The 18,736-nt window shown below is 60.2% G+C and carries 19 protein-coding genes; 6 read left to right on the top strand and 13 right to left on the bottom strand.

From position 1 onward, the window contains the following. Positions 1-79: 79 nt before the first annotated feature. From J1G33_RS03475 to J1G33_RS03465, 3 genes are all read left to right on the top strand, one after another. Positions 80-1,330, top strand: coding sequence for an OprD family porin (locus J1G33_RS03475; RefSeq protein WP_032877317.1), 1,251 nt, complete (start codon positions 80-82; stop codon positions 1,328-1,330). An 82-nt stretch (positions 1,331-1,412) separates the two neighbouring features. Further along, positions 1,413-2,312: a polysaccharide deacetylase family protein gene (locus tag J1G33_RS03470; protein WP_223017700.1), complete on the top strand. Its 900-nt coding sequence runs from the start codon at positions 1,413-1,415 to the stop codon at positions 2,310-2,312. A gap of 240 nt (positions 2,313-2,552) precedes the next feature. Continuing rightward, positions 2,553-3,686: a hypothetical protein gene (locus J1G33_RS03465; protein ID WP_223017687.1), complete on the top strand. Its 1,134-nt coding sequence runs from the start codon at positions 2,553-2,555 to the stop codon at positions 3,684-3,686. 66 nt (positions 3,687-3,752) lie between these two features. Here J1G33_RS03465 and pcaC read toward each other — a convergent pair whose 3' ends face one another. The 11 genes from pcaC to pcaR all read right to left on the bottom strand — a co-directional run bounded on the left by pcaC (position 3,753) and on the right by pcaR (position 14,503). Beyond that, complete coding sequence (gene pcaC, locus J1G33_RS03460; RefSeq protein ID WP_005785883.1) at positions 3,753-4,145, bottom strand: 4-carboxymuconolactone decarboxylase; 393 nt, start codon at positions 4,143-4,145, stop codon at positions 3,753-3,755. 10 nt (positions 4,146-4,155) lie between these two features. Next, positions 4,156-4,947: a 3-oxoadipate enol-lactonase gene (gene pcaD, locus J1G33_RS03455; protein ID WP_032877319.1), complete on the bottom strand. Its 792-nt coding sequence runs from the start codon at positions 4,945-4,947 to the stop codon at positions 4,156-4,158. Positions 4,948-4,957: 10 nt separating this feature from the next. After that, positions 4,958-6,322, bottom strand: a complete 1,365-nt coding sequence (locus tag J1G33_RS03450; protein ID WP_223017686.1) for a 3-carboxy-cis,cis-muconate cycloisomerase — start codon at positions 6,320-6,322, stop codon at positions 4,958-4,960. Positions 6,323-6,332: 10 nt separating this feature from the next. Further along, on the bottom strand, positions 6,333-7,628 hold the full coding sequence (locus J1G33_RS03445; protein WP_032877321.1) for an MFS family transporter: 1,296 nt from the start codon (positions 7,626-7,628) through the stop codon (positions 6,333-6,335). A gap of 152 nt (positions 7,629-7,780) precedes the next feature. After that, the gene (gene pcaG / locus J1G33_RS03440) at positions 7,781-8,347 is read right to left on the bottom strand and encodes a protocatechuate 3,4-dioxygenase subunit alpha (protein ID WP_032877322.1); all 567 of its coding nucleotides are present in this window, start codon (positions 8,345-8,347) and stop codon (positions 7,781-7,783) included. Position 8,348: 1 nt separating this feature from the next. Next, a complete protein-coding gene (gene pcaH / locus J1G33_RS03435; protein ID WP_005785874.1) occupies positions 8,349-9,053 on the bottom strand; it encodes a protocatechuate 3,4-dioxygenase subunit beta in 705 nt (234 codons plus the stop codon). Positions 9,054-9,070: 17 nt separating this feature from the next. Then, a complete protein-coding gene (pcaF, locus tag J1G33_RS03430) occupies positions 9,071-10,273 on the bottom strand; it encodes a 3-oxoadipyl-CoA thiolase (RefSeq protein WP_179119797.1) in 1,203 nt (400 codons plus the stop codon). Then, positions 10,270-11,049: a CoA-transferase subunit beta gene (locus J1G33_RS03425; protein WP_005785870.1), complete on the bottom strand. Its 780-nt coding sequence runs from the start codon at positions 11,047-11,049 to the stop codon at positions 10,270-10,272. The genes pcaF and J1G33_RS03425 overlap by 4 nt, the downstream gene beginning before the upstream one ends. Further along, entirely contained in the window at positions 11,049-11,906 is an 858-nt protein-coding gene (locus tag J1G33_RS03420) for a CoA transferase subunit A (RefSeq protein WP_005785868.1), read from the bottom strand. The genes J1G33_RS03425 and J1G33_RS03420 overlap by 1 nt, the downstream gene beginning before the upstream one ends. Positions 11,907-12,174: 268 nt before the next feature. Then, entirely contained in the window at positions 12,175-13,515 is a 1,341-nt protein-coding gene (locus tag J1G33_RS03415) for an MFS transporter (protein ID WP_032877324.1), read from the bottom strand. Positions 13,516-13,660: 145 nt separating this feature from the next. Continuing rightward, complete coding sequence (gene pcaR / locus J1G33_RS03410; protein ID WP_032877325.1) at positions 13,661-14,503, bottom strand: pca regulon transcriptional regulator PcaR; 843 nt, start codon at positions 14,501-14,503, stop codon at positions 13,661-13,663. Positions 14,504-15,067: 564 nt separating this feature from the next. Between pcaR and J1G33_RS03405 the strand changes: the two genes are divergently transcribed. Both J1G33_RS03405 and J1G33_RS03400 read left to right on the top strand, forming a co-directional pair. After that, a complete protein-coding gene (locus J1G33_RS03405; protein ID WP_003189295.1) occupies positions 15,068-15,268 on the top strand; it encodes a hypothetical protein in 201 nt (66 codons plus the stop codon). A 333-nt stretch (positions 15,269-15,601) separates the two neighbouring features. Next, positions 15,602-17,077, top strand: coding sequence for an inorganic phosphate transporter (locus J1G33_RS03400; RefSeq protein WP_003189291.1), 1,476 nt, complete (start codon positions 15,602-15,604; stop codon positions 17,075-17,077). 151 nt (positions 17,078-17,228) lie between these two features. On the opposite strand, the gene ccoM is transcribed toward J1G33_RS03400, so the two are convergent. Further along, the gene (gene ccoM / locus J1G33_RS28050; RefSeq protein ID WP_019817835.1) at positions 17,229-17,345 is read right to left on the bottom strand and encodes a cytochrome c oxidase subunit CcoM; all 117 of its coding nucleotides are present in this window, start codon (positions 17,343-17,345) and stop codon (positions 17,229-17,231) included. Positions 17,346-17,488: 143 nt separating this feature from the next. Then, the gene (locus tag J1G33_RS03395) at positions 17,489-17,650 is read right to left on the bottom strand and encodes a hypothetical protein (protein ID WP_005785860.1); all 162 of its coding nucleotides are present in this window, start codon (positions 17,648-17,650) and stop codon (positions 17,489-17,491) included. Between the two features lie 133 nt (positions 17,651-17,783). On the opposite strand from J1G33_RS03395, the gene J1G33_RS03390 reads away from it, so the two are divergent. Then, entirely contained in the window at positions 17,784-18,656 is an 873-nt protein-coding gene (locus J1G33_RS03390; RefSeq protein WP_223017685.1) for a LysR substrate-binding domain-containing protein, read from the top strand. Positions 18,657-18,736: the final 80 nt, after the last annotated feature.

The following is an 18,736-nucleotide window of genomic DNA, read 5'->3' as shown; positions in this document are numbered from 1 at the left end:
CCCCCACTTTCATCGCCCCCATACCGCCGCGCACCATGGCCGCCACCTGCATAAACCCAATAACAACAGGTCCAACACCATGAGCACTTTTCACCCGCGCCAGCTGTTGCTGGCTGCCGCTGTCGGCAGTCTTGCCGTTCCTGCAATCGCCGAAGAACACGGTTTTCTTGAAGATGCCAGCGCCAACCTCAACCTGCGTAACTTCTTCTTCAACCGCAATTACACCAACCCGACCAAGGCCCAGGGTGGCGCGCAGGAGTGGACGCAGAGTTTCATCCTCGACGCCAAGTCCGGCTTTACCCAAGGCACCGTGGGTTTTGGTGTGGATGTGCTGGGCCTGTACTCGCTCAAGCTTGATGGCGGGCGCGGCACGGGCGGCACCCAGTTGCTGCCGCTGGACCATGATGGCCGTCCGGCGGATGAGTTCGGGCGCCTGGGCGTGGCGTTCAAGGCGCGGTTTTCCAAGACAGAGCTGAAGGTAGGCGAATGGATGCCGGTGCTGCCGATCTTGCGTTCCGACGACGGCCGCTCCCTGCCGCAGACCCTGCGCGGCGGGCAGATCACCTCGAAGGAAATCGACGGCCTGACCCTGTATGGCGGCCAGTTCCGCGCCAACAGCCCGCGTGACGACGGCAGCATGAGCGACATGTCGATGTTCGGCAAAACCGCCTTCACTTCCGACCGTTTCAATTTCCAAGGTGCCGAGTACGCATTCAACGACAAGCGCACCCAGGTCGGCGTATGGAATGCCCAGCTCAAGGACATCTACAGCCAGCAGTATCTCAACCTGATCCACAGCCAGCCTGTCGGCGCCTGGACCCTCGGCGCCAACCTCGGGTTCTTCTACGGCAAGGACGACGGCAGCGCCCGCGCAGGTAACCTGGACAACAAAACCTGGTCCGGCTTGCTTTCTGCCAGGTACGGCGGCAATACCTTCTACGTTGGCCTGCAAAAACTCACCGGCAACAGCGCCTGGATGCGCGTCAACGGCACCAGTGGCGGCACCCTGGCCAACGACAGCTATAACTCCAGTTACGACAACGCCGAGGAAAAATCCTGGCAAGTGCGCCACGACTACAACTTTGCCGCCCTGGGCATTCCTGGCCTGACCCTGATGAACCGCTATATCAGCGGCAGCAACGTGCACACCGGCACTATCACCGACGGCAAGGAGTGGGGCCGCGAAAGTGAAGTGGGCTACACCGTGCAGAGCGGCGGCCTGAAAAACCTCACGGTGCGCTGGCGTAATTCGAGCATGCGCCGCGACTACAGCAACAACGAATTCGACGAAAACCGGTTGATCGTCAGCTACCCCATCAGTCTGCTGTAAACCGGCGCCGGACTTGCTGTATGGTGCGCGCCTGCCGCTGCTGATCCCCCCAGCAGCGGCCTTTATCGAGCCTGCGTACCTGATGAAACCCTTTGCCGCAGCGAGCGTAGTGTTTGCCTTGGCCCTGAGCCTGAGCGGCTGCATCGGCGCGCCCATTGCCCTGACGCCGGCAACCCAGCAACGCTTGCAAGCCCAGGCGCCGATCCGCTTTCTGCTGACCTTCGATGACGGCCCCAGCGCCTCGGGCTACAACAACCCGAGCCGTTCGGTCGTGGCGGATCTGGCAAATAACCCGGTATTGCCTGGGATCAAGGCGGTGTTCTTCTCTCAGACCGAAGCCGCTCGCTCCGGCGGCAGTTCTCGCGGGCGCAAGACCATGGAACGTGAATTCGCCGCTGGCCATGTACTGGCCTTCCACACGGCGACGGCGTTTCATACCAATCACCGCTGGCTGAACGATGCAGAGCTGGAATACACCCTCACCGAAGGTGCGACAGACATTGCCGCCATCACCGGCACGCCGCCCGTGCTGGTACGCCCTCCGTTCTGGAACTACGACCGCCGTACCTTCGCCGCCTACCAGCGGCATGGCATGCACGTACTGCTGACGGACCTCAGTGCCAATGACGGCAAGATCTGGGGCTTCAACGCCAGCCCGCGCCGGCGGGCCAATTTGTATCGGCAGCTGTCGGTCGTGCGTGAGCGCATCGCGCTGGGTGAACTGCCGATGGTGGAAGGCGTGATACCGGTGGTAGTGACCTTCCATGACATCAACCGCTACACCGCCCGGCATATGCAGGAATACATGCAGATCCTGATGGACAGCGCGCGAATCAACGGAGTGAAGACTGCTTCCGAGCCGTTCTACACCGACACCGCCATGCTGGAACGCGCAGCACTGGCACGTACCGTGAAGGATGTGAATGAAGAGGTCCATTTGCCGGGTGTATGGAACTGGATATGGGATGCGGACTCACACTGAAAGCTACAAACAATTACAACAGTAAGATATTTAAGTCAGACAGGTAGTCCCATCCTGCCCCACCACGCCCACCTTATTAACCACCCACTAACCATAAGCCCTTTGAATACGTAGGAAAGTGAAACAAGTGGCGTTGGAACTCAGTACTCCTTCCCGCCCACTATCGGATCAGTAGTTCGCAAGACTTACCGCGCACTGCCCAACCTTCTCACACTTGCCAACCTTTAAAAGGACTTAGTCATGTTGACAACTCCCTTACAGAACAACTATTCGCACAGCCTTTACAGCCCTAACGAAAAATCCATTCACCGCGATAAAAAACACTCAGACTCCCTCCACCCGCTGCACCGTAAAGAAAATAACTTTCTACCGGCGAACACCGCCAAACCTGCGCGCTTCGCGAAGGATCAGGTTGCTACCTCGCTGGCCGGCCAGCGTGTTAACTCCGCGATGGATAAACCCGCCAATTCCGCAGCTACGGCTCCAGCACAACAGCCCATCGAATCAAGCCCCATCACCGAAGTGCCACGCGCCCTCACCAGTACCCCGACCACTCACACGTACGATAACGGCAACGTCAAGATCACCTCGGCAACGGCTCATGAAGGCAGTTTTCACGGCGTTCCCATGCTGCGCAACAAAGTCACCATCGAAACCGGTAATAGTGCAGACAACGTTCACCTCAAGAGTCTTCCGGACATTGGGGTCGTCGCAGAAATAAACGGCAGGCGATACCTGTTACCGGTTCAGAATGCTGGCGGCATGACCGAGACCGTGGAAATAAAAACCAAGGGTGGCGATGACCACGTCACGATTGCAGACGACATCTGGTTCCAAACCACTGTGAGTCTTAACGACAACCACACGGTTTCCGGGACCAATGGCTATACCTCCGCCCCCGAGTCAGCGGGCGTGAAAACATTCTCGCAACCCGGAATCATCGCCATTGCACCTCACCTGCAAAAAGGCGCCGAGTTCAAACATGACGAGACCACCTTCAAGTTCTCGCCAAACGCCAACCCAAGACAGTTCGGCGACGGCGTCATGCAAATAACCGCCGGCAGCGGCAATGACACTATTCGTATCAGCGCAGCAGAAGACAATTCATTGTTAGCTGAAGTGAATGGGCAAAAATTCCTCCTGCCTATTAAAAACGATCCAGCAGGTGGTTCCAGGCTGTTCATTCAAGCCGGAGACGGAGACGATAAAGTCACCATCGACTCTAATGTAAAGAACTATGCCTTTATCAACATGGGCGAGGGTAAAGCAGGCACTTTATACAGTGGCGGCGGGTTCGTTTCGGGTGAAGAAGAGCCCAATTTGAGGCAGCGCTATACCACGCAAAACTACAAACCTGTCGGGACCAGTGCCTGAACCCCACGCTGGCGTAATCTCATGAATACTGCCCGCCCGATGATCACGGGCGGGTCTTCTCGCCAATTACGCGCGCGATTCAACCCCGAGCTCATCCCACACCGACTCGGCCAAGTGAAACGTCGCATTCGCCGCCGGTATTCCGCAATAGATCGCACTCTGCATCAGCACTTCCTTGATCTCGGCGCGGGTCACACCATTGCTGGCGGCCGCACGCAGGTGCAGTTTCAGCTCTTCACTGCGGTTCATGCCGATCAGCATGGCGATGGTGATCAGGCTGCGGGTATGCCGAGGCAGCCCGGGGCGCGTCCAGATATCGCCCCAGGCATGGCGCGTGATCATTTCCTGGAACTCGCTGTTGAACTCGGTGAGGGCATTAAGGCTGCGGTCGACATGAGCATCGCCCAGCACTTCGCGGCGCACCTGCAGGCCATCGGCATAACGTTGTTTCTCGTCCACAAAACGCTCCTCAGCGAGCCAGCAGAAAGTTGATCACGCGGTCGCTGAAGGCAGCGCCGGCTTGCACGTTGGACAGGTGCGCCGCATAGAACTCGGCGTATTCGGCGCGCTGCACATGGTGCTGGATAAAGTGGCTGCCAGCCGGCGGTGTCACCGCATCTTCAGTGCCGGCAATCACCAGGGTCGGCACCTTGATCAACGACAGTTGCTCACGAAAATCCGCGTCGCGCACGGCGCCGCAATTGGCGGCGTAGCCCTCGGGCGATGTGGCCGCGAGCATGTCGGTGATCTGCTTGGCCTGGTGCGGGTTGGCCGCAGCGAAATCCGCGGTAAACCAGCGCGCAATCGAAGCATCGCGTAGCGCCACCATCGCAGCGGCGCCGTCACGCAGGACCATTTCGATGCGCGGGTTCCAAACCTCAGGCGTGCCGATCTTGGCGGCGGTATTGCACACCACCAGACGCCGCAAACGCTCGCCGGCGTGGATGCCCAGCCATTGGCCGATCAAGCCGCCCATGGACAGGCCGCAAAAATGCGCACGCTGGATATCCAGCGCATCCAGCAACGCAAGCACGTCTCGCCCCAGTTGTTCGATGCTGTAGGGACCCTCGGTCACCAGGGACTTGCCGTGACCGCGGGTATCGAAACGCAACACGCGAAAATGCTCGGTGAACGCCGGGATCTGCACGTCCCACATGTGCAGGTCGGTGCCCAGAGAGTTGGACAGTACCAGCACCGGTGCATCCACCGGCCCGTCCAATTGGTAATGCAATTCGCCCTCGGCGAGTTGTACAAAAGCCACAGCAGTCTCCTCAGGCAGTCAAAGCAAAGTGTTCAGTCACGGCACGCGTGACCCAGGTCTGGGCTTGGCCCAGGTAATGAGCCGGGTCGAGCAGCCGGTCCAGTTCAGCCGCTGACAACTCGGCAGTCACCTGGGACTCATCCGCCAGCACGGCGCGCAAGTGACGCTGCTCGGCCACGGCGCGTTTGCAGCATTGCTCCAGCAGGTGGTGTGCGGTATCGCGGCCCAGGCGTTGGGCAAGCACGATGCTGACTGCTTCAGCCAACACCAGGCCCTGGGTCAGATCGAGATTCTGCGCCATGCGCGCGGTATCGACCTCCAGCCCTTCACTCACCAGCAGCGCCTGTTGCAAGGCGCCGGACACCAGGCGGCAAATCTCTGGCAAGGTTTCCCATTCGGCGTGCCACAGGCCCAGGCTGCGTTCGTGCTCCTGGGGCATGGCGCTGAACATCGTCGCGACCAGGCCCGGCACGCGGGTGGCAGCGCTGATCAATACGGCGGCGCCTACGGGGTTGCGTTTGTGCGGCATGGTCGATGAACCGCCCTTGCCCGGCGCGGCGGGCTCAAACACCTCTGCCGCCTCGGTTTGCATCAACAGGCTGATATCGCGACCCAGCTTGCCGAGGCTGCCGGCGATCAGGCCGAGCACGCTGGCAAATTCCACCAGGCGATCGCGCTGGGTGTGCCAGGGCTGTTCCGGCAAGCCCAGTTGCAACTCGGCGGCCAAGGCTTCGGCAACAGGCATGGCGTGTTCGCCGAGCGCAGCCAAGGTGCCGGACGCACCGCCAAATTGCACGACAAACAGGCGCGGTTTCAATTCGGCAAGGCGCTGACGACTGCGTGTCACGGCGCCCAGCCAACCGGCGATTTTCATGCCCAGGGTGACCGGTGTCGCGTGCTGCAGCCAGGTGCGGCCAGCCAACGGCACGGCGGCGTGGCGCTGCGCCTGGGCAGCCAGCACGTCCCCCAGGCGCGCCAAATCCGCCTCGATCAGCACCAGCGCCTGACGCACTTGCAGCACCAGGCCGGTGTCCATCACATCTTGACTGGTCGCGCCCAGATGCACATAACGCTCGGCGTCGGCATCTTCGCTGGCGATCAACTTGCCCAGCGCCTTCACCACAGGAATCGCGGAATTACCCGCCGTGGCAATGGCCGCGCCAAGCGCATCGACGTCATACAGCGAAGCCAGGCACGCCTGGGCAATCGGCGCGACGGCAGCCTTGGGAATCAACCCGACCCGAGCCTGGGCCCGGGCCAGCGCCGCCTCGAAATCCAGCATGCCCTGCAAACGTCCCTGGTCACAGAACACTTCGGCCATGCTGGCGGCGGTGAAGTAAGCGTCGAACAGTTGATTGCTCGTGCGCAGCGTCATAACTCATCCCTTACAAATCGTGATGCAGGTACGCCGCCTGTTTAGGCAGGCGCAAGCTGAACAGGAAGGCCACCGCCATCATCGCAGTGACGTACCAATAGAAGGTGTTTTCCATGCCGATGGATTTCAGGCTCAGTGCGACCACTTCCGCCGAACCGCCAAACACCGCGTTAGCCACGGCATATGCCAGGCCCACACCCAAGGCACGCACCTGGGGCGGGAACATCTCGGCTTTGACCAGGCCGCTGATGGAGGTGTAGAAGCTGACAATCGCCAAGGCCAGGGTGATCAGTACAAACGCCAGGAACGGGCTGGTCACGGTTTTCAAGGTCAACAGGATCGGCACAGTGAACAAGGTGCCAAGGCCGGCGAACCAGAGCATGGAATTACGTCGCCCGATCTTGTCGGCCAACATGCCGAACAGCGGCTGCATGCACATGTACAGAAACAGCGCGCCGGTCATGATGTAGCTGGACGTCTTGGCGTGCATACCGACAGTGTTAACCAGGTACTTCTGCATGTAAGTGGTGAACGTGTAGAAAATCAGCGAGCCGCCAGCGGTGTAGCCCAGCACAGTGATGAAGGCTTTGCCGTGGTCACGGAACAGCGCGACGATGCTGCCGGCGTCCTTGTCCTGACGCATTTCCTTGCTGGTTGTTTCTTTCAGGGTGCGACGCAGCAGCAGGGAGATCACCGCGGCGATGGCGCCGATTACAAACGGAATGCGCCAGCCCCAGGCACGCAGTTCTTCTTCGGTGAGGATCTGTTGCAGGATCACCACCACCAGCACCGCCAGCAACTGGCCGCCGATCAGGGTCACGTACTGGAACGAAGCGAAGAAACCGCGCTGGCCCTTGAGCGCAACTTCACTCATGTAGGTCGCCGTGGTGCCGTATTCGCCACCCACCGACAAGCCCTGGAACAGCCGCGCCACCAGCAGCAGCGCCGGGGCCCAGGCACCGATGTCGTTGTAGGTGGGCAGGAAGGCGATGACCAGGGAACCGGCGCACATCATCAGCACCGAGATCATCATCGAGTTCTTGCGCCCGTGCTTGTCGGCCACCCGGCCAAACAGCCAGCCGCCGATCGGCCGCATCAGGAACCCGGCGGCGAACACACCGGCGGTGTTGAGCAGTTGCACCGTGGGGTCGTCCGAGGGGAAAAACGCCGGGGCAAAATAGATTGCGCAGAAGGCGTAGACGTAGAAGTCGAACCATTCGACCAGGTTGCCGGAGGAAGCCCCGACAATCGCAAAAATCCGTTTGCGGCGTTCTTCTCCGGTGTAGTGACTCGTTGTTGTTGTCATGGTTTTTTACTCAGTGGGAACGGTTATAGCCTAGACATACTTTGCAACAACCATGTTCCGCAAGCAGACTTTTGGGTATGTAGTGACTGGGAGGGCCTCATCGGGAGCAAGTCGAATCGTCGCACCGCCCCCGATGAGGCCCTACAGCCAACTCAGTAATCGAAGAACACCGTTTCCTTGTCTGTCCCCTGCAAAATCACATTCCACTGATACACACCCTGCGCATCCGGCTTGGCAATCAAGGTGCTACGACGCTCAGCCGGTACACACGCCAACAGCGGGTCATCGCCGTTGAGCGCCTCACCGTCAAAATAAATCCGCGTGAGCAAGTGCTTTACCAACCCCCGGGCAAACACCAGTACCACCAGATGCGGCGCCTGGGTCGTGCCTTTCAATCCCGGCACACTGCCTGGCTTGATGGTGGTAAAGCGGAACCGCCCTTCAGCATCCACCGGCACCCGGCCAAAACCTTCAAAGTGCGGATCGACCGCCTTGTCCTGTTCATCCTCAGGGTGGTCATATTTACCGGCAGCATTGGCCTGCCAGACTTCCAGCATGGCGTCGTTGACGACATCACCGTTGCCGTCCACTACCTGGCCGCTGATCGCCACGCGCTCGCCGAGTGTGGCGGCTACAGTCATGTCTTCGCGGTTCAGCCAGGTCAGGCCAATGTGGTAATACGGCCCGACGGTGTGGGACGTGGTCGCGTTGAGTGTCATCTCATTTCTCCATCGGCGTGGCGTCGCGGCCGCGCAGGACGATGTCCCAGCGGTAACCGAGGGCGTAGGAAGGGACGGTTTTTTCCAGGTCGAAACGCGCGATCAGGCGTTCCTTGGCGCGGGTATCCGGCACGCAGTTGTAGATCGGGTCGTATTCGAGCAAAGGGTCGCCAGGGAAATACATCTGCGTCACCAAGCGCGTCAGCACACTGGGGCCGAACAGCGAAAAGTGGATATGCGCCGGGCGCCATGCATTGTGATGGTTGCCCCACGGGTAGGCGCCGGGCTTGATGGTTTGGAACTGGTACCAGCCATCGGCGTCGGTAACGGTACGCCCGGTGCCGGTGAAGTTCGGGTCCAGCGGCGCGTCGTGCAGGTCACGCTTGTGGTTGTAGCGCCCGGCCGCGTTGGCCTGCCAGATCTCCACGAGAATGCCCGGCACCGGCAAGCCATTCTCGTCCAGCACACGGCCATGAATGATGATGCGCTCGCCTTGAGGCTCGCCTTCATGCTGGGCGGTCAGGTCGTTGTCCTTGTCATTGATGCGCTCGGCGCCGATCGTCGGGCCGGTGATTTCCGACAAGGAATGGGGCAGGAACACCAACGGCTGGGACGGCGAACGCAGGTTCGTCGACTGATACGCCGGGTGCAGGTAATCAGGTTGAGTGCCCGCTTGCGGGCGCCGGTAACCAGGCTTGTCACTCATGGAGCAATCCTCTTTTATTAGACGCGTTCAATCGCCAGGGCCAGGCCTTGGCCGACGCCCACGCACATGGTCGCCAGGCCTTTGCTGCCGCCGGTTTTTTCCAACTGGTGCAGGGCCGTCAACACCAGCCGCGCACCGCTCATGCCCAGGGGATGACCCAGCGCAATGGCACCGCCGTTCGGGTTGACCTGAGGTGCATCGTCGGCAATACCCAGCTCGCGCAGCACCGCCAGACCCTGGCTGGCGAAGGCTTCGTTAAGCTCGATCACGTCGAAGTCGGTGACCGCCAACCCCAGGCGTTCCACCAGCTTGCGCACCGCCGGCACCGGGCCGATACCCATTACGCGCGGTGCGACACCGGCACTGGCCATGCCCAACACCCGGGCGCGCGCGGTGAGGCCGTGTTTCTTGACGGCGTCGGCGGATGCCAGAATCAGCGCGGCGGCACCGTCATTGACCCCTGAGGCATTGCCGGCGGTGACGGTCTTGTCCGGGCCGTTGACCGGCTTGAGTTTGGCCAGGGCTTGCAGGCTGGTGTCACGCGGGTGTTCGTCGTGTTCCACCAGGGTTTCGCCTTTTTTATGGGCAACCCGTACCGGCACTATTTCCTCGGCGAAGAAACCGGCGGCTTGCGCAGCGGCGGTCCGCTGCTGGCTGCGCAAGGCGAAAGCATCCTGGTCGGCGCGGGAAACCTGGTAGTCGTCGGCGACGTTATCGGCGGTCTGCGGCATGGCATCCACGCCGTACTGGGCCTTCATCAACGGATTGATGAAACGCCAGCCGATGGTGGTGTCTTCCAGCTTCATGCTGCGCGAAAACGCAGCATCGGCCTTGCCCATCACGAACGGAGCACGGGACATCGACTCGACACCGCCAGCAATCGCCAGCTCCATTTCGCCACTGGCAATAGCGCGAAAGGCCGTGCCGATGGCATCCATGCCCGAGGCGCACAGACGGTTGAGGGTCACGCCCGGAATGCTGTCCGGCAGCCCCGCCAGCAACAGTGCCATGCGCGCCACGTTACGGTTGTCTTCGCCGGCCTGGTTGGCACAGCCCAAAAAGACTTCGTCCACCGCGTCCCAGTCCACCGACGGGTTGCGCTCGATCAGGGCCTTGATCGGCAGCGCCGCCAGGTCATCGGCACGCACCGTGGACAGCCCACCGCCGAAACGACCGATAGGTGTGCGAATGGCATCACAGATAAATACCTCGCGCATCAGGCTTCTCCCGGTGCTTGGCCATGGGCGGCGGCGGTGCGGGCTTCAAGCTCGCGCAGCGCGGTCAGTTCTGTCTCGGTCGGTTCTGCCGTGGTGCTGACCTGGTCGGCAAAGCGAATCGCCCAGCCGGTGGCAGCGACCACTTGCTCGCGGGTCACGCCGGGGTGCAGCGCGGTGACCACGAACTCATGGCTGCCCTCCTCCGGTTCCATGATGCACAGGTCGGTAATGATGCCGACGGGGCCGGCACCGGGCAGGCCAAGACGCTTGCGTGAGTCGCCACCTTCGCCGTGACCGACGGAGGTGATGAAGTCCAGTTTGTCGACAAACGAACGGGACGACTGTTTAAGGATGATCAGCACGCTCTTGGCGGAACCGGCGATCTCCGGCGCCCCACCGGCACCCGGCAAACGCACTTTGGGCTGGTGATAATCACCGACCACGGTGGTGTTGATATTGCCGAAACGGTCGACCTGGGCCGCACCGAGAAAGCCCACGTCAATGCGCCCGCCCTGCAGCCAATAGCGAAAGATCTCACCGGTGGGCACCACAGTGTCGGCGGTCTCGGCCAACTCGCCATCGCCGATTGACAGCGGCAACACGCTGGGCTTGGCGCCAATCGGGCCGGACTCGTAGATCAGCACTACATCGGGTGAGGACGTCAGCCGCGCCAGGTTGGCGGCCTTGGACGGCAGGCCGATACCGACGAAGCACACTGAACCGTTCTTCAAGCGGCGTGCAGCGGCGACGGTCATCATTTCATTGGTGGAGTAGGTCATTACTTGGCCTCCTGCGCGGTGGCCAGCTTGGCCTGGAACTCGCTGAAATCAGCAGTGCCGTGGATGAATTCATCAATCCAGGCGGTAAAGGTCCCACGGTCGCGAGCAATCGGGTCCCACGCCTGGTAGAAGCGGTTATCCCGCTCGTTGTAGCCATGAGCGTAGGAAGGATGTGCGCCACCCGGCACATGGCACACCGCGGTCAGTGCCCAGGTCGGCAACACGCAACTGTTCATCGGCGCATTGAGGTCATCGACGATTTCTTCCACGGTGACAATGCAACGCTGAGCCGCCAGGGCCGCTTCCTTCTGTACCCCGAGAATGCCCCAGAGCAACACGTTGCCCTTGCGATCGGCTTTCTGCGCGTGAATCACGGTGACATCCGGACGTACCGACGGCACCGCCGCCAGCACTTCGCCGGTGAATGGGCACGTGACGGTCTTGATCAGCGGGTTGACCTTGGGCAAGTCGGAACCAGCGTAGGCACGCAGCACCGCGAACGGCAGGCCCGAGGCACCGGCGACGTAGGCATTGGCCAAGTCGGCGTGGCTGTGTTCTTCGATCTCCAGCGGTTGCGGCCATTGCTTCTCCACCGCGTCGCGCAACCGATGCAGGGAGCCCACACCCGGGTTGCCGCCCCAGGAAAAAATCAACTTGCGCGCGCAGCCAGCACCGATCAATTGGTCGTAGATCAGGTCGGGCGTCATACGCACCAGCGTCAGGTCTTTCTTACCCTGACGAATGATTTCATGACCTGCGGCCGTTGGGATCAGGTGGGTAAAACCTTCGAGAGCGACGGTATCGCCGTCGTTCACAAAGCGCTTGACCGCATCACGCAGGGTGAGGATTTCAGCCATGGGGTTGGGCTCCCGGTGTTGATCGAAAAAGGCGCTGAGGTGGCGCCGAAGTGCTTGAAGATTAAGCCGGGGAAATGGGCCGAACAATCCGATAATCGACTCAGCGTTCGATTATCGAACAGATTGTTGTCTAGCTAATCGTCTAAGCGAACGCAATTCAAATGTGGGAAGGCTTGCTCCCGATAGCGGTGGATCAGCCAACAAATTTTTTGACTGACACCCCGCAATCGGGAGCAAGCCCCCTCCCACATTTGAGTCCCATCAAGGCTTAAGTGGCGTCGGCATGGCTGACCATGCCCTTGATCAACACGGCTGCAGTGGCGAGTGCCGCCGGAATCACCAGTGCCGTGAGCACCTGCTCGAAATTCCAGCCCAGGCCCAGCAAGGTGGCCCCCATCCACGCACCCAGGATCGCGCCGAAGCGGCCAATGCCAAGCATCCACGACACACCGGTGGCACGCCCCTGGGTAGGGTAAAAACGTGCGGCCAGAGACGGCATCGCTGACTGCGCACCGTTGACGCACATCCCGGCGATCAGCACTAACGTTGCCAATAAAGTGATATTGCCAAGGCTTTGCCCTACCGCGTAGGCAAACACCCCGGCCAGCAGGTAGAAAGTCCCGATCACTTTGTGCGGGTTGAACCGATCCATTGCCCAGCCCACGCCCACTGCGCTCAACACCCCGCCGAACTGGAACAACGCGCCGATAAATGCCGCCTGCTCCATGCTGGCGCCACTGTCGCGCATCAAGGTGGGCAGCCAACTGGTCAGCAGGTAAACAATCACCAGGCCCATGAAGTAAGTGAGCCACAGCAGCAAGGTGCCGGCGCTGTAGGTGCCCGAGAAAATCACCGCGAACACGTTGCGAGCCTTGACGGTTGCTTGCTCCGGCACGCTGAAGCTGCCGGCCTGGGCCACGATATTGGGCTCAATGGGTGCCAGGGCCTTGCGTACCTTGTCGGTACCGCGATTACGCACTACCAGGTAACGCGCCGACTCCGGCAGCCACACCAACAGCACCCCCGCGAGGATCAATGGCAGGATGCCGCCGATCAGCAACAAGCTGTGCCAGCCAAACGCCGGGATCAACTTGGCCGAGATAAACCCACCACCGGCCATGCCCAGGTTGAAACCGCAAAACATGCTGGTGACCAACAACGACTTATGACGCTCGGGGGTGTATTCGGAGAGCAAGGTCGTGGCATTGGGCATACCCGCGCCCAGACCCAGCCCGGTCAGAAAGCGCAGCACCAGCAACTGGTCGACATTGGTGCTGTAGGCCGAGGCCAGGCTGAACGCGCCAAATACCAGTACCGCGCCGACCAACACGACTTTGCGGCCAAAGCGGTCGGCCAGCGGGCCGGACCCGAGTGCGCCGAACACCATGCCGATCAACGCGGCGCTCATCACCGGGCCAAGGCTGGCGCGGTCGATGCCCCAGTCCTGGGACAGGGCCGGCGCAATAAAACCCATCGCCGCCGTATCGAGGCCGTCAAGAAAGACAATCAGGAAACACAGGATCACCACGCGCCACTGGTAGCGTGACAATGGCTGGGTGTTGATAAAGGACTGCACGTCCAGGGGGGTACCGACAGAAGGCTGATTCATTATTTTTATTCCACACCGATGGCGGGCCGATGACCTCAGGTCATCATTATTGTTAGGCGGCGCTTTGAAGCGCTGCCGCACATTAATAAGCCAGGGGAAACACCGTCAATCGAGCCGACCGGGATCTGTGCGGTCACCGAACAGCTTAGGCAAACAGTTGCGCGCTCAACTCACGGCTGGCGGTGAGCATACTCGGCAGAAAACGCTGTTCCAGCTCGCTGCGGCTGACGCGCCCGGCATGGGTGCTGACGTTCAGTGCGGCCAACACCTGGCCGGATGCGTCATACACCGGCACCGCGATGGAACGCAGGCCCTGCTCCAATTCCTGATCGACGATGCACCAGCCTTGCTGACGTACCTGTTGCAAGCATTCGAACAAGGCTTGGGGAGTCGTGAGCGTGCGGCTGGTCTTGGTTTGCAGGTCTGCGTGGTCGAGGTAATCCTGCAGCGAGGCATCATCCAGGGCCGCCAGGAGGATGCGCCCCATGGACGTGCAATAGGCCGGCAGCCGACCGCCGACTGAAAGGTCCACGGAAATCAGACGCTGAGTCGTGGCCGAACGTGCGATGTAGAGAATATCGTCGCCTTCAAGGGTGGCCATGTTGCAGGCTTCATGGAGCTGCTCGCTCATGCGGTCCAGATAAGGTTGGGCCGAGACGGCCAACGGTGTGGACGACAAATAGGCATGACCGAGCGTCAGCACTTTAGGCAATAGCGAGTAGGTACGCCCATCCGTGGTGGCGTAGCCGAGTTTGATCAAGGTATGCAGGCAACGGCGCACAGCGGCGCGGGGGATTTCCGTGCGGTGGCTGATCTGGGCGATGGTCAGGTGACGCTTGCGCTCCTGGAACGCTTGCACCACGGCCAGGCCACGGGCCAGGGACGTCATGAAGTCCGGATCACCGGTGAACGCCTGGATGCGCTTGGCCGGTGAAGCCACGATCGGCGGCGCCACTGATGCGAAGGAGTTGCGCAATTGATCGTTCATTTCCAGGGTCCTGTCTCTTGTTCTTACCACGGGAGGGTTGGCCGCTATTACAAGCCGTGCCGATCGCGATGCACAAGCCAGCGCCAGCAACATTGGGCGATTATCGGACGATCATGCGATTATCGCAATTTGTCAGGCTAGGGCAGCCGCCGCCGCGGCCAAGTTTCAGATTTGCCTGATGATCTGAGAAGTGCGCAGATTTACGCTTTTATTTAGAACAGGTGGCGACAATATGATGACGCTGTTCACAAATAGTGATGCCCATCCATAACACCCTCCCCTGCACCGTTGACGCTTTTTAACTTTATGATGATAGTGTTATTCAAATGCGCCGCTATAATGCAACCTGTGCAGAGGTCGGCCCGGTATCACTATCGGGATGGGAGCTCGCCAGGCGCTGGAGGACGTAAGCCGCGCCGGCCACAAGTAGCCGCTTAAAAGAACTGCCCTCAGGCCTGCTTTTCAACTTGAACGGTTTCTACTGTTTTATTTGGAATCGCCCGAGGACGACTGTTGAAGCGCGACACTGCGCAATCAATAAACTTCACACAATTAGGTAATACTGTGACGAAAGATGAACTGCGCGCCGAACTTGAGCGCCAGGAGCAACGTTACAAGGACGTCTACGGCGGGGAAGTCACCACCTACGCCGCGCAACCTGAGCCGGAACGCAAGCCATGGCGCAAACGCGCCAGCCTGCTGGATCAGGCATTTGCCCAGGAAATCCAGAAGATCGAACAGGAACTCAAAACCGAAGAGCCATAAGCGCTTCGGTGCGAGTAGGCAGGGCCCTGCTGTCTCTGCCGGTCCACCACCGGCAGGGAGCCCCTTGCGTCAGCGCCCGTTGGTCAGTCACCTACAGCTGCGCACGAAATTTCATACAAATGTTTCAGGCATGACGTTTTCATGACAAATGCCGGCCTTTTGCGGCCTGCGCTTTATAAATCAAAGACTTGCCAAAGCCCCGAAAACCCTGGGATGCGTCCGTTTTGCCCGGGCTTGTGCGACGAAGATTGTTACCGATGAGCAGTCAATGCATCGATTACCGATGTTTTCTGGCATAATCGCGCCCCCTTACGACCGGGTCAGAAAACCTTCATGATCGATTTATTCAGCGGACTGGATGCTTGGGTTCTAGTGAGCCTGCTGCTCGCCCTGGCCTTTGTCCTCGCCTTCGAGTTCATCAATGGCTTTCATGACACCGCTAACGCGGTGGCCACAGTCATCTATACCAAAGCCATGCCGCCACACCTGGCCGTGTTCTTCTCCGGGGTCTTCAATTTCCTCGGCGTGTTGCTCGGTGGTGTCGGTGTCGCCTACGCCATCGTGCATTTGCTGCCGGTGGAGTTGCTGATCAATGTGAACACCGGCCATGGCCTGGCGATGGTCTTCTCGTTATTGGCGGCGGCGATCACCTGGAACCTGGGCACCTGGTACTTCGGTATTCCCGCCTCCAGCTCCCACACCCTGATCGGCTCGATCCTCGGTGTCGGCCTGGCCAACGCCCTGATCAACGACATCCCCCTGGCTGACGGTGTGAACTGGCAAAAGGCCGTGGATATCGGTGCGTCCCTGGTGTTCTCGCCGATGGCCGGCTTCCTGGTCGCAGCCCTGGTGCTGATCGGCCTGAAGTGGTGGCGCCCGCTGTCGAAGATGCACAAGACCCCGGACCAGCGCCGCAAGCTCGACGACAAGAAGCACCCGCCGTTCTGGAACCGCCTGGTATTGGTGATCTCGGCCATGGCCGTGAGCTTCGTGCACGGCTCCAACGATGGCCAGAAAGGCATCGGCCTGATCATGCTGGTGCTGATCGGTATCGTGCCGGCGCAGTTCGTATTGGACCTGGGCAGCACCACCTACCAGATCGAGCGTACCCGTGACGCAACCCTGCACCTGAACCAGTTCTACCAGCGCAACCACGAGACCCTCGGCGAGTTCCTGGCCCTGGGCAAAAGCGTGAAGGATGATCTGCCGGGCAAATTCCGCTGCAACCCGCAGCAGACCGAGCCGACGATCAACGCGCTGCTGGGCACCCTCAAGGGCGTCTCGGACTACCACTCGCTGACCGCAGATCATCGCATCGAAGTGCGTCGCTACCTGCTTTGCCTGGACGACACCGCGAAGAAAGTCGGCAAGCTGCCAGGCCTGGATTCCCGCGAGAAGTCCGACCTCGACAAGCTGCGCAAAGACCTGACCGCTACTACCGAGTACGCCCCCTTCTGGGTGATCCTCGCGGTTGCGCTGGCCCTGGGCCTGGGCACCATGGTGGGTTGGAAGCGCGTGGTACTGACCATTGGCGAGAAGATCGGCAAGCAGGGCATGACCTATGCCCAGGGCATGTCGGCGCAGATCACCACCGCAACCATGATCGGCTTTGCCAACATCTTCGCCCTGCCGGTGTCCACCACTCACGTGCTGTCTTCCGGTGTGGCGGGTACCATGGTTGCCAACAAGAGCGGCCTGCAAGGCGGTACCGTCAAGACCATCCTGATGGCCTGGGTATTGACCTTGCCGGCAACCGTCGGCCTGTCGGCCGGTTTGTTCTGGTTGGCGTCCAAGGCATTGGGTAACTGATAGCCAGCCGGCAATAGAAAAGGTGCGATCCGCGAGGGTCGCACCTTTTTTTATAGCTGGGTTTTGCACTGCCAATCAAAATAATCGGCCAAAAAAAAGGGCGACCGAAGTCGCCCAAAATGCCTTGCGTGCCCATGTAACCCGGAAAGACTTAAGGTTTTTTACGCTTGTTCGCGTCCTTCCAGATAAAAAATCCAAACCCTACAAAAAACAGCACCATGAGGCTGACAGTCAGCACTCCGGCAAAAACCACATTATCGAAAAACATGACCGGCCTCCTGCACGTGCCCTGTTGCGATAGGGCTAAGTTAATGGAGAAGACGCAGCGGGAAATTGACCGGGATCAATGTCGCCCGTAACGGGGCGTAAAGAAGGGTAATAACTGACCTGCATCAACAGATGCAGGCTGTTTCAACGCTTTTTCGGTTTGTTCTTCGACTTCTTCTTGGGTTTGCCCAAGGGCATGGCTTGTTCAAAGGCTTGGCGCACTTCATTCAAGCGTTTGTCATTGAGGTCGTGCACGCGCTTGGCGCGTTCGGCATTCAGGTCGATCAGCTTGTCGTCATCACTCATGGCTTGGCTTACGTCGTGGCGGGAATGGCCCAATAATGCGGCCTGCCCCGCCCGACGGCAAATCAGCGGGCGACAAAATGCAGGTCATCGACCAAAATCGGCACTTTCCCCCTTACCCAGGAGGCGCCATCCGGTGGCCTTGCACAACGACCTTCCACCGCTGTTGGCCCTGCGCGCCTTCGAGGCCGTGGCGCGGCACTTGAGCTTTATCAAGGCCGCGGGCGAATTGTCGGTGACCCAAAGTGCGCTGAGCCACCAGGTGCATAAGCTTGAACAGCATTTGGGCAAGCCGCTGTTTATCCGGCGTACCCGTGCGATTGATCTGACCTTGGCCGGGCAACATTACTACGACCAAATCCGCCCAGCCCTGGACGCCATCGCTACTGCGACACGCAGCCAACGGGGTGTACCCAGCGCCAGCGTGTTGCGCATCGGCGTATTGGCGTCTTTCGCCACGCTATGGCTGGCATCGCGTCTGGCCGAGTTTCTGCAGCGCTACCCGCATATCCAGGTGGAGTTGCTGCCTGCGATTCAACTGGCCAATGTCGCCACGGCCGAAGTTGACCTGGCCATCCGTTACGGCAAGGGCGATTGGCCCGACGTGCAGGCCACGCGCCTGATGGCCGAAACCTTGTCACCCGTGTGCAGCCCCGCGTTCAAGGCCAGCCAGGTAACCAAAGGCCCCCTACTGATGGCGACCTCGCACCGTCCTTTCGAGTGGACGGATTGGGCCGCCCATTACCAGGTCAACCTCGATCACCACCCCAGGGTGATGCTGCATGACTACAACATCGTGGTCGAGGCTACCGTGGCCGGCCAAGGTATCGCCATGGGCCGCCATCGCCTGATCGAACGCAGGCTCCAGGACGGCAGCCTGGTGGAAGCCTTTGACTGGCCGCCCTATCACAGCGAAATCGGCTATTGGCTGATCGCTCCCCAGAGCCCACTCGGCGAAGCAGCCGAATGCTTCAGCCAGTGGTTGAAGCACCTGTGTGCGGATGGGTGAGTTTTTTCGATACGTCGATTGAGATCTATCCGTTTGTCGTCCATCGCAACAGCCAACATGCTCAAACCTCCTGAACCCAG

This window comes from Pseudomonas sp. P867 (assembly GCF_019891455.1).
Taxonomy (GTDB): Bacteria; Pseudomonadota; Gammaproteobacteria; order Pseudomonadales; family Pseudomonadaceae; genus Aquipseudomonas; species Aquipseudomonas synxantha_A.
Note: the sequence above shows the minus strand (reverse complement) of the source record. Positions and strands in the feature narration are given on the sequence as shown.

What these genes read in the sequence shown, in the direction of transcription:
- J1G33_RS03470 (WP_223017700.1), top strand. Translation starts at nt 1,413, where the DNA reads ATGAAACCCTTTGCCGCAGCGAGCGTAGTGTTTGCCTTGGCCCTGAGC.
- pcaH (WP_005785874.1), bottom strand. Translation starts at nt 9,053, where the DNA reads ATGAGTGACAAGCCTGGTTACCGGCGCCCGCAAGCGGGCACTCAACCT.
- J1G33_RS03450 (WP_223017686.1), bottom strand. Translation starts at nt 6,322, where the DNA reads ATGACGCTGCGCACGAGCAATCAACTGTTCGACGCTTACTTCACCGCC.
- J1G33_RS03445 (WP_032877321.1), bottom strand. Translation starts at nt 7,628, where the DNA reads ATGACAACAACAACGAGTCACTACACCGGAGAAGAACGCCGCAAACGG.
- J1G33_RS03400 (WP_003189291.1), top strand. Translation starts at nt 15,602, where the DNA reads ATGATCGATTTATTCAGCGGACTGGATGCTTGGGTTCTAGTGAGCCTG.
- J1G33_RS03465 (WP_223017687.1), top strand. Translation starts at nt 2,553, where the DNA reads ATGTTGACAACTCCCTTACAGAACAACTATTCGCACAGCCTTTACAGC.
- pcaG (WP_032877322.1), bottom strand. Translation starts at nt 8,347, where the DNA reads ATGACACTCAACGCGACCACGTCCCACACCGTCGGGCCGTATTACCAC.
- J1G33_RS03425 (WP_005785870.1), bottom strand. Translation starts at nt 11,049, where the DNA reads ATGACCTACTCCACCAATGAAATGATGACCGTCGCCGCTGCACGCCGC.
- J1G33_RS03420 (WP_005785868.1), bottom strand. Translation starts at nt 11,906, where the DNA reads ATGGCTGAAATCCTCACCCTGCGTGATGCGGTCAAGCGCTTTGTGAAC.
- J1G33_RS03475 (WP_032877317.1), top strand. Translation starts at nt 80, where the DNA reads ATGAGCACTTTTCACCCGCGCCAGCTGTTGCTGGCTGCCGCTGTCGGC.
- J1G33_RS03395 (WP_005785860.1), bottom strand. Translation starts at nt 17,650, where the DNA reads ATGAGTGATGACGACAAGCTGATCGACCTGAATGCCGAACGCGCCAAG.
- pcaR (WP_032877325.1), bottom strand. Translation starts at nt 14,503, where the DNA reads ATGAACGATCAATTGCGCAACTCCTTCGCATCAGTGGCGCCGCCGATC.
- ccoM (WP_019817835.1), bottom strand. Translation starts at nt 17,345, where the DNA reads ATGTTTTTCGATAATGTGGTTTTTGCCGGAGTGCTGACTGTCAGCCTC.
- J1G33_RS03415 (WP_032877324.1), bottom strand. Translation starts at nt 13,515, where the DNA reads ATGAATCAGCCTTCTGTCGGTACCCCCCTGGACGTGCAGTCCTTTATC.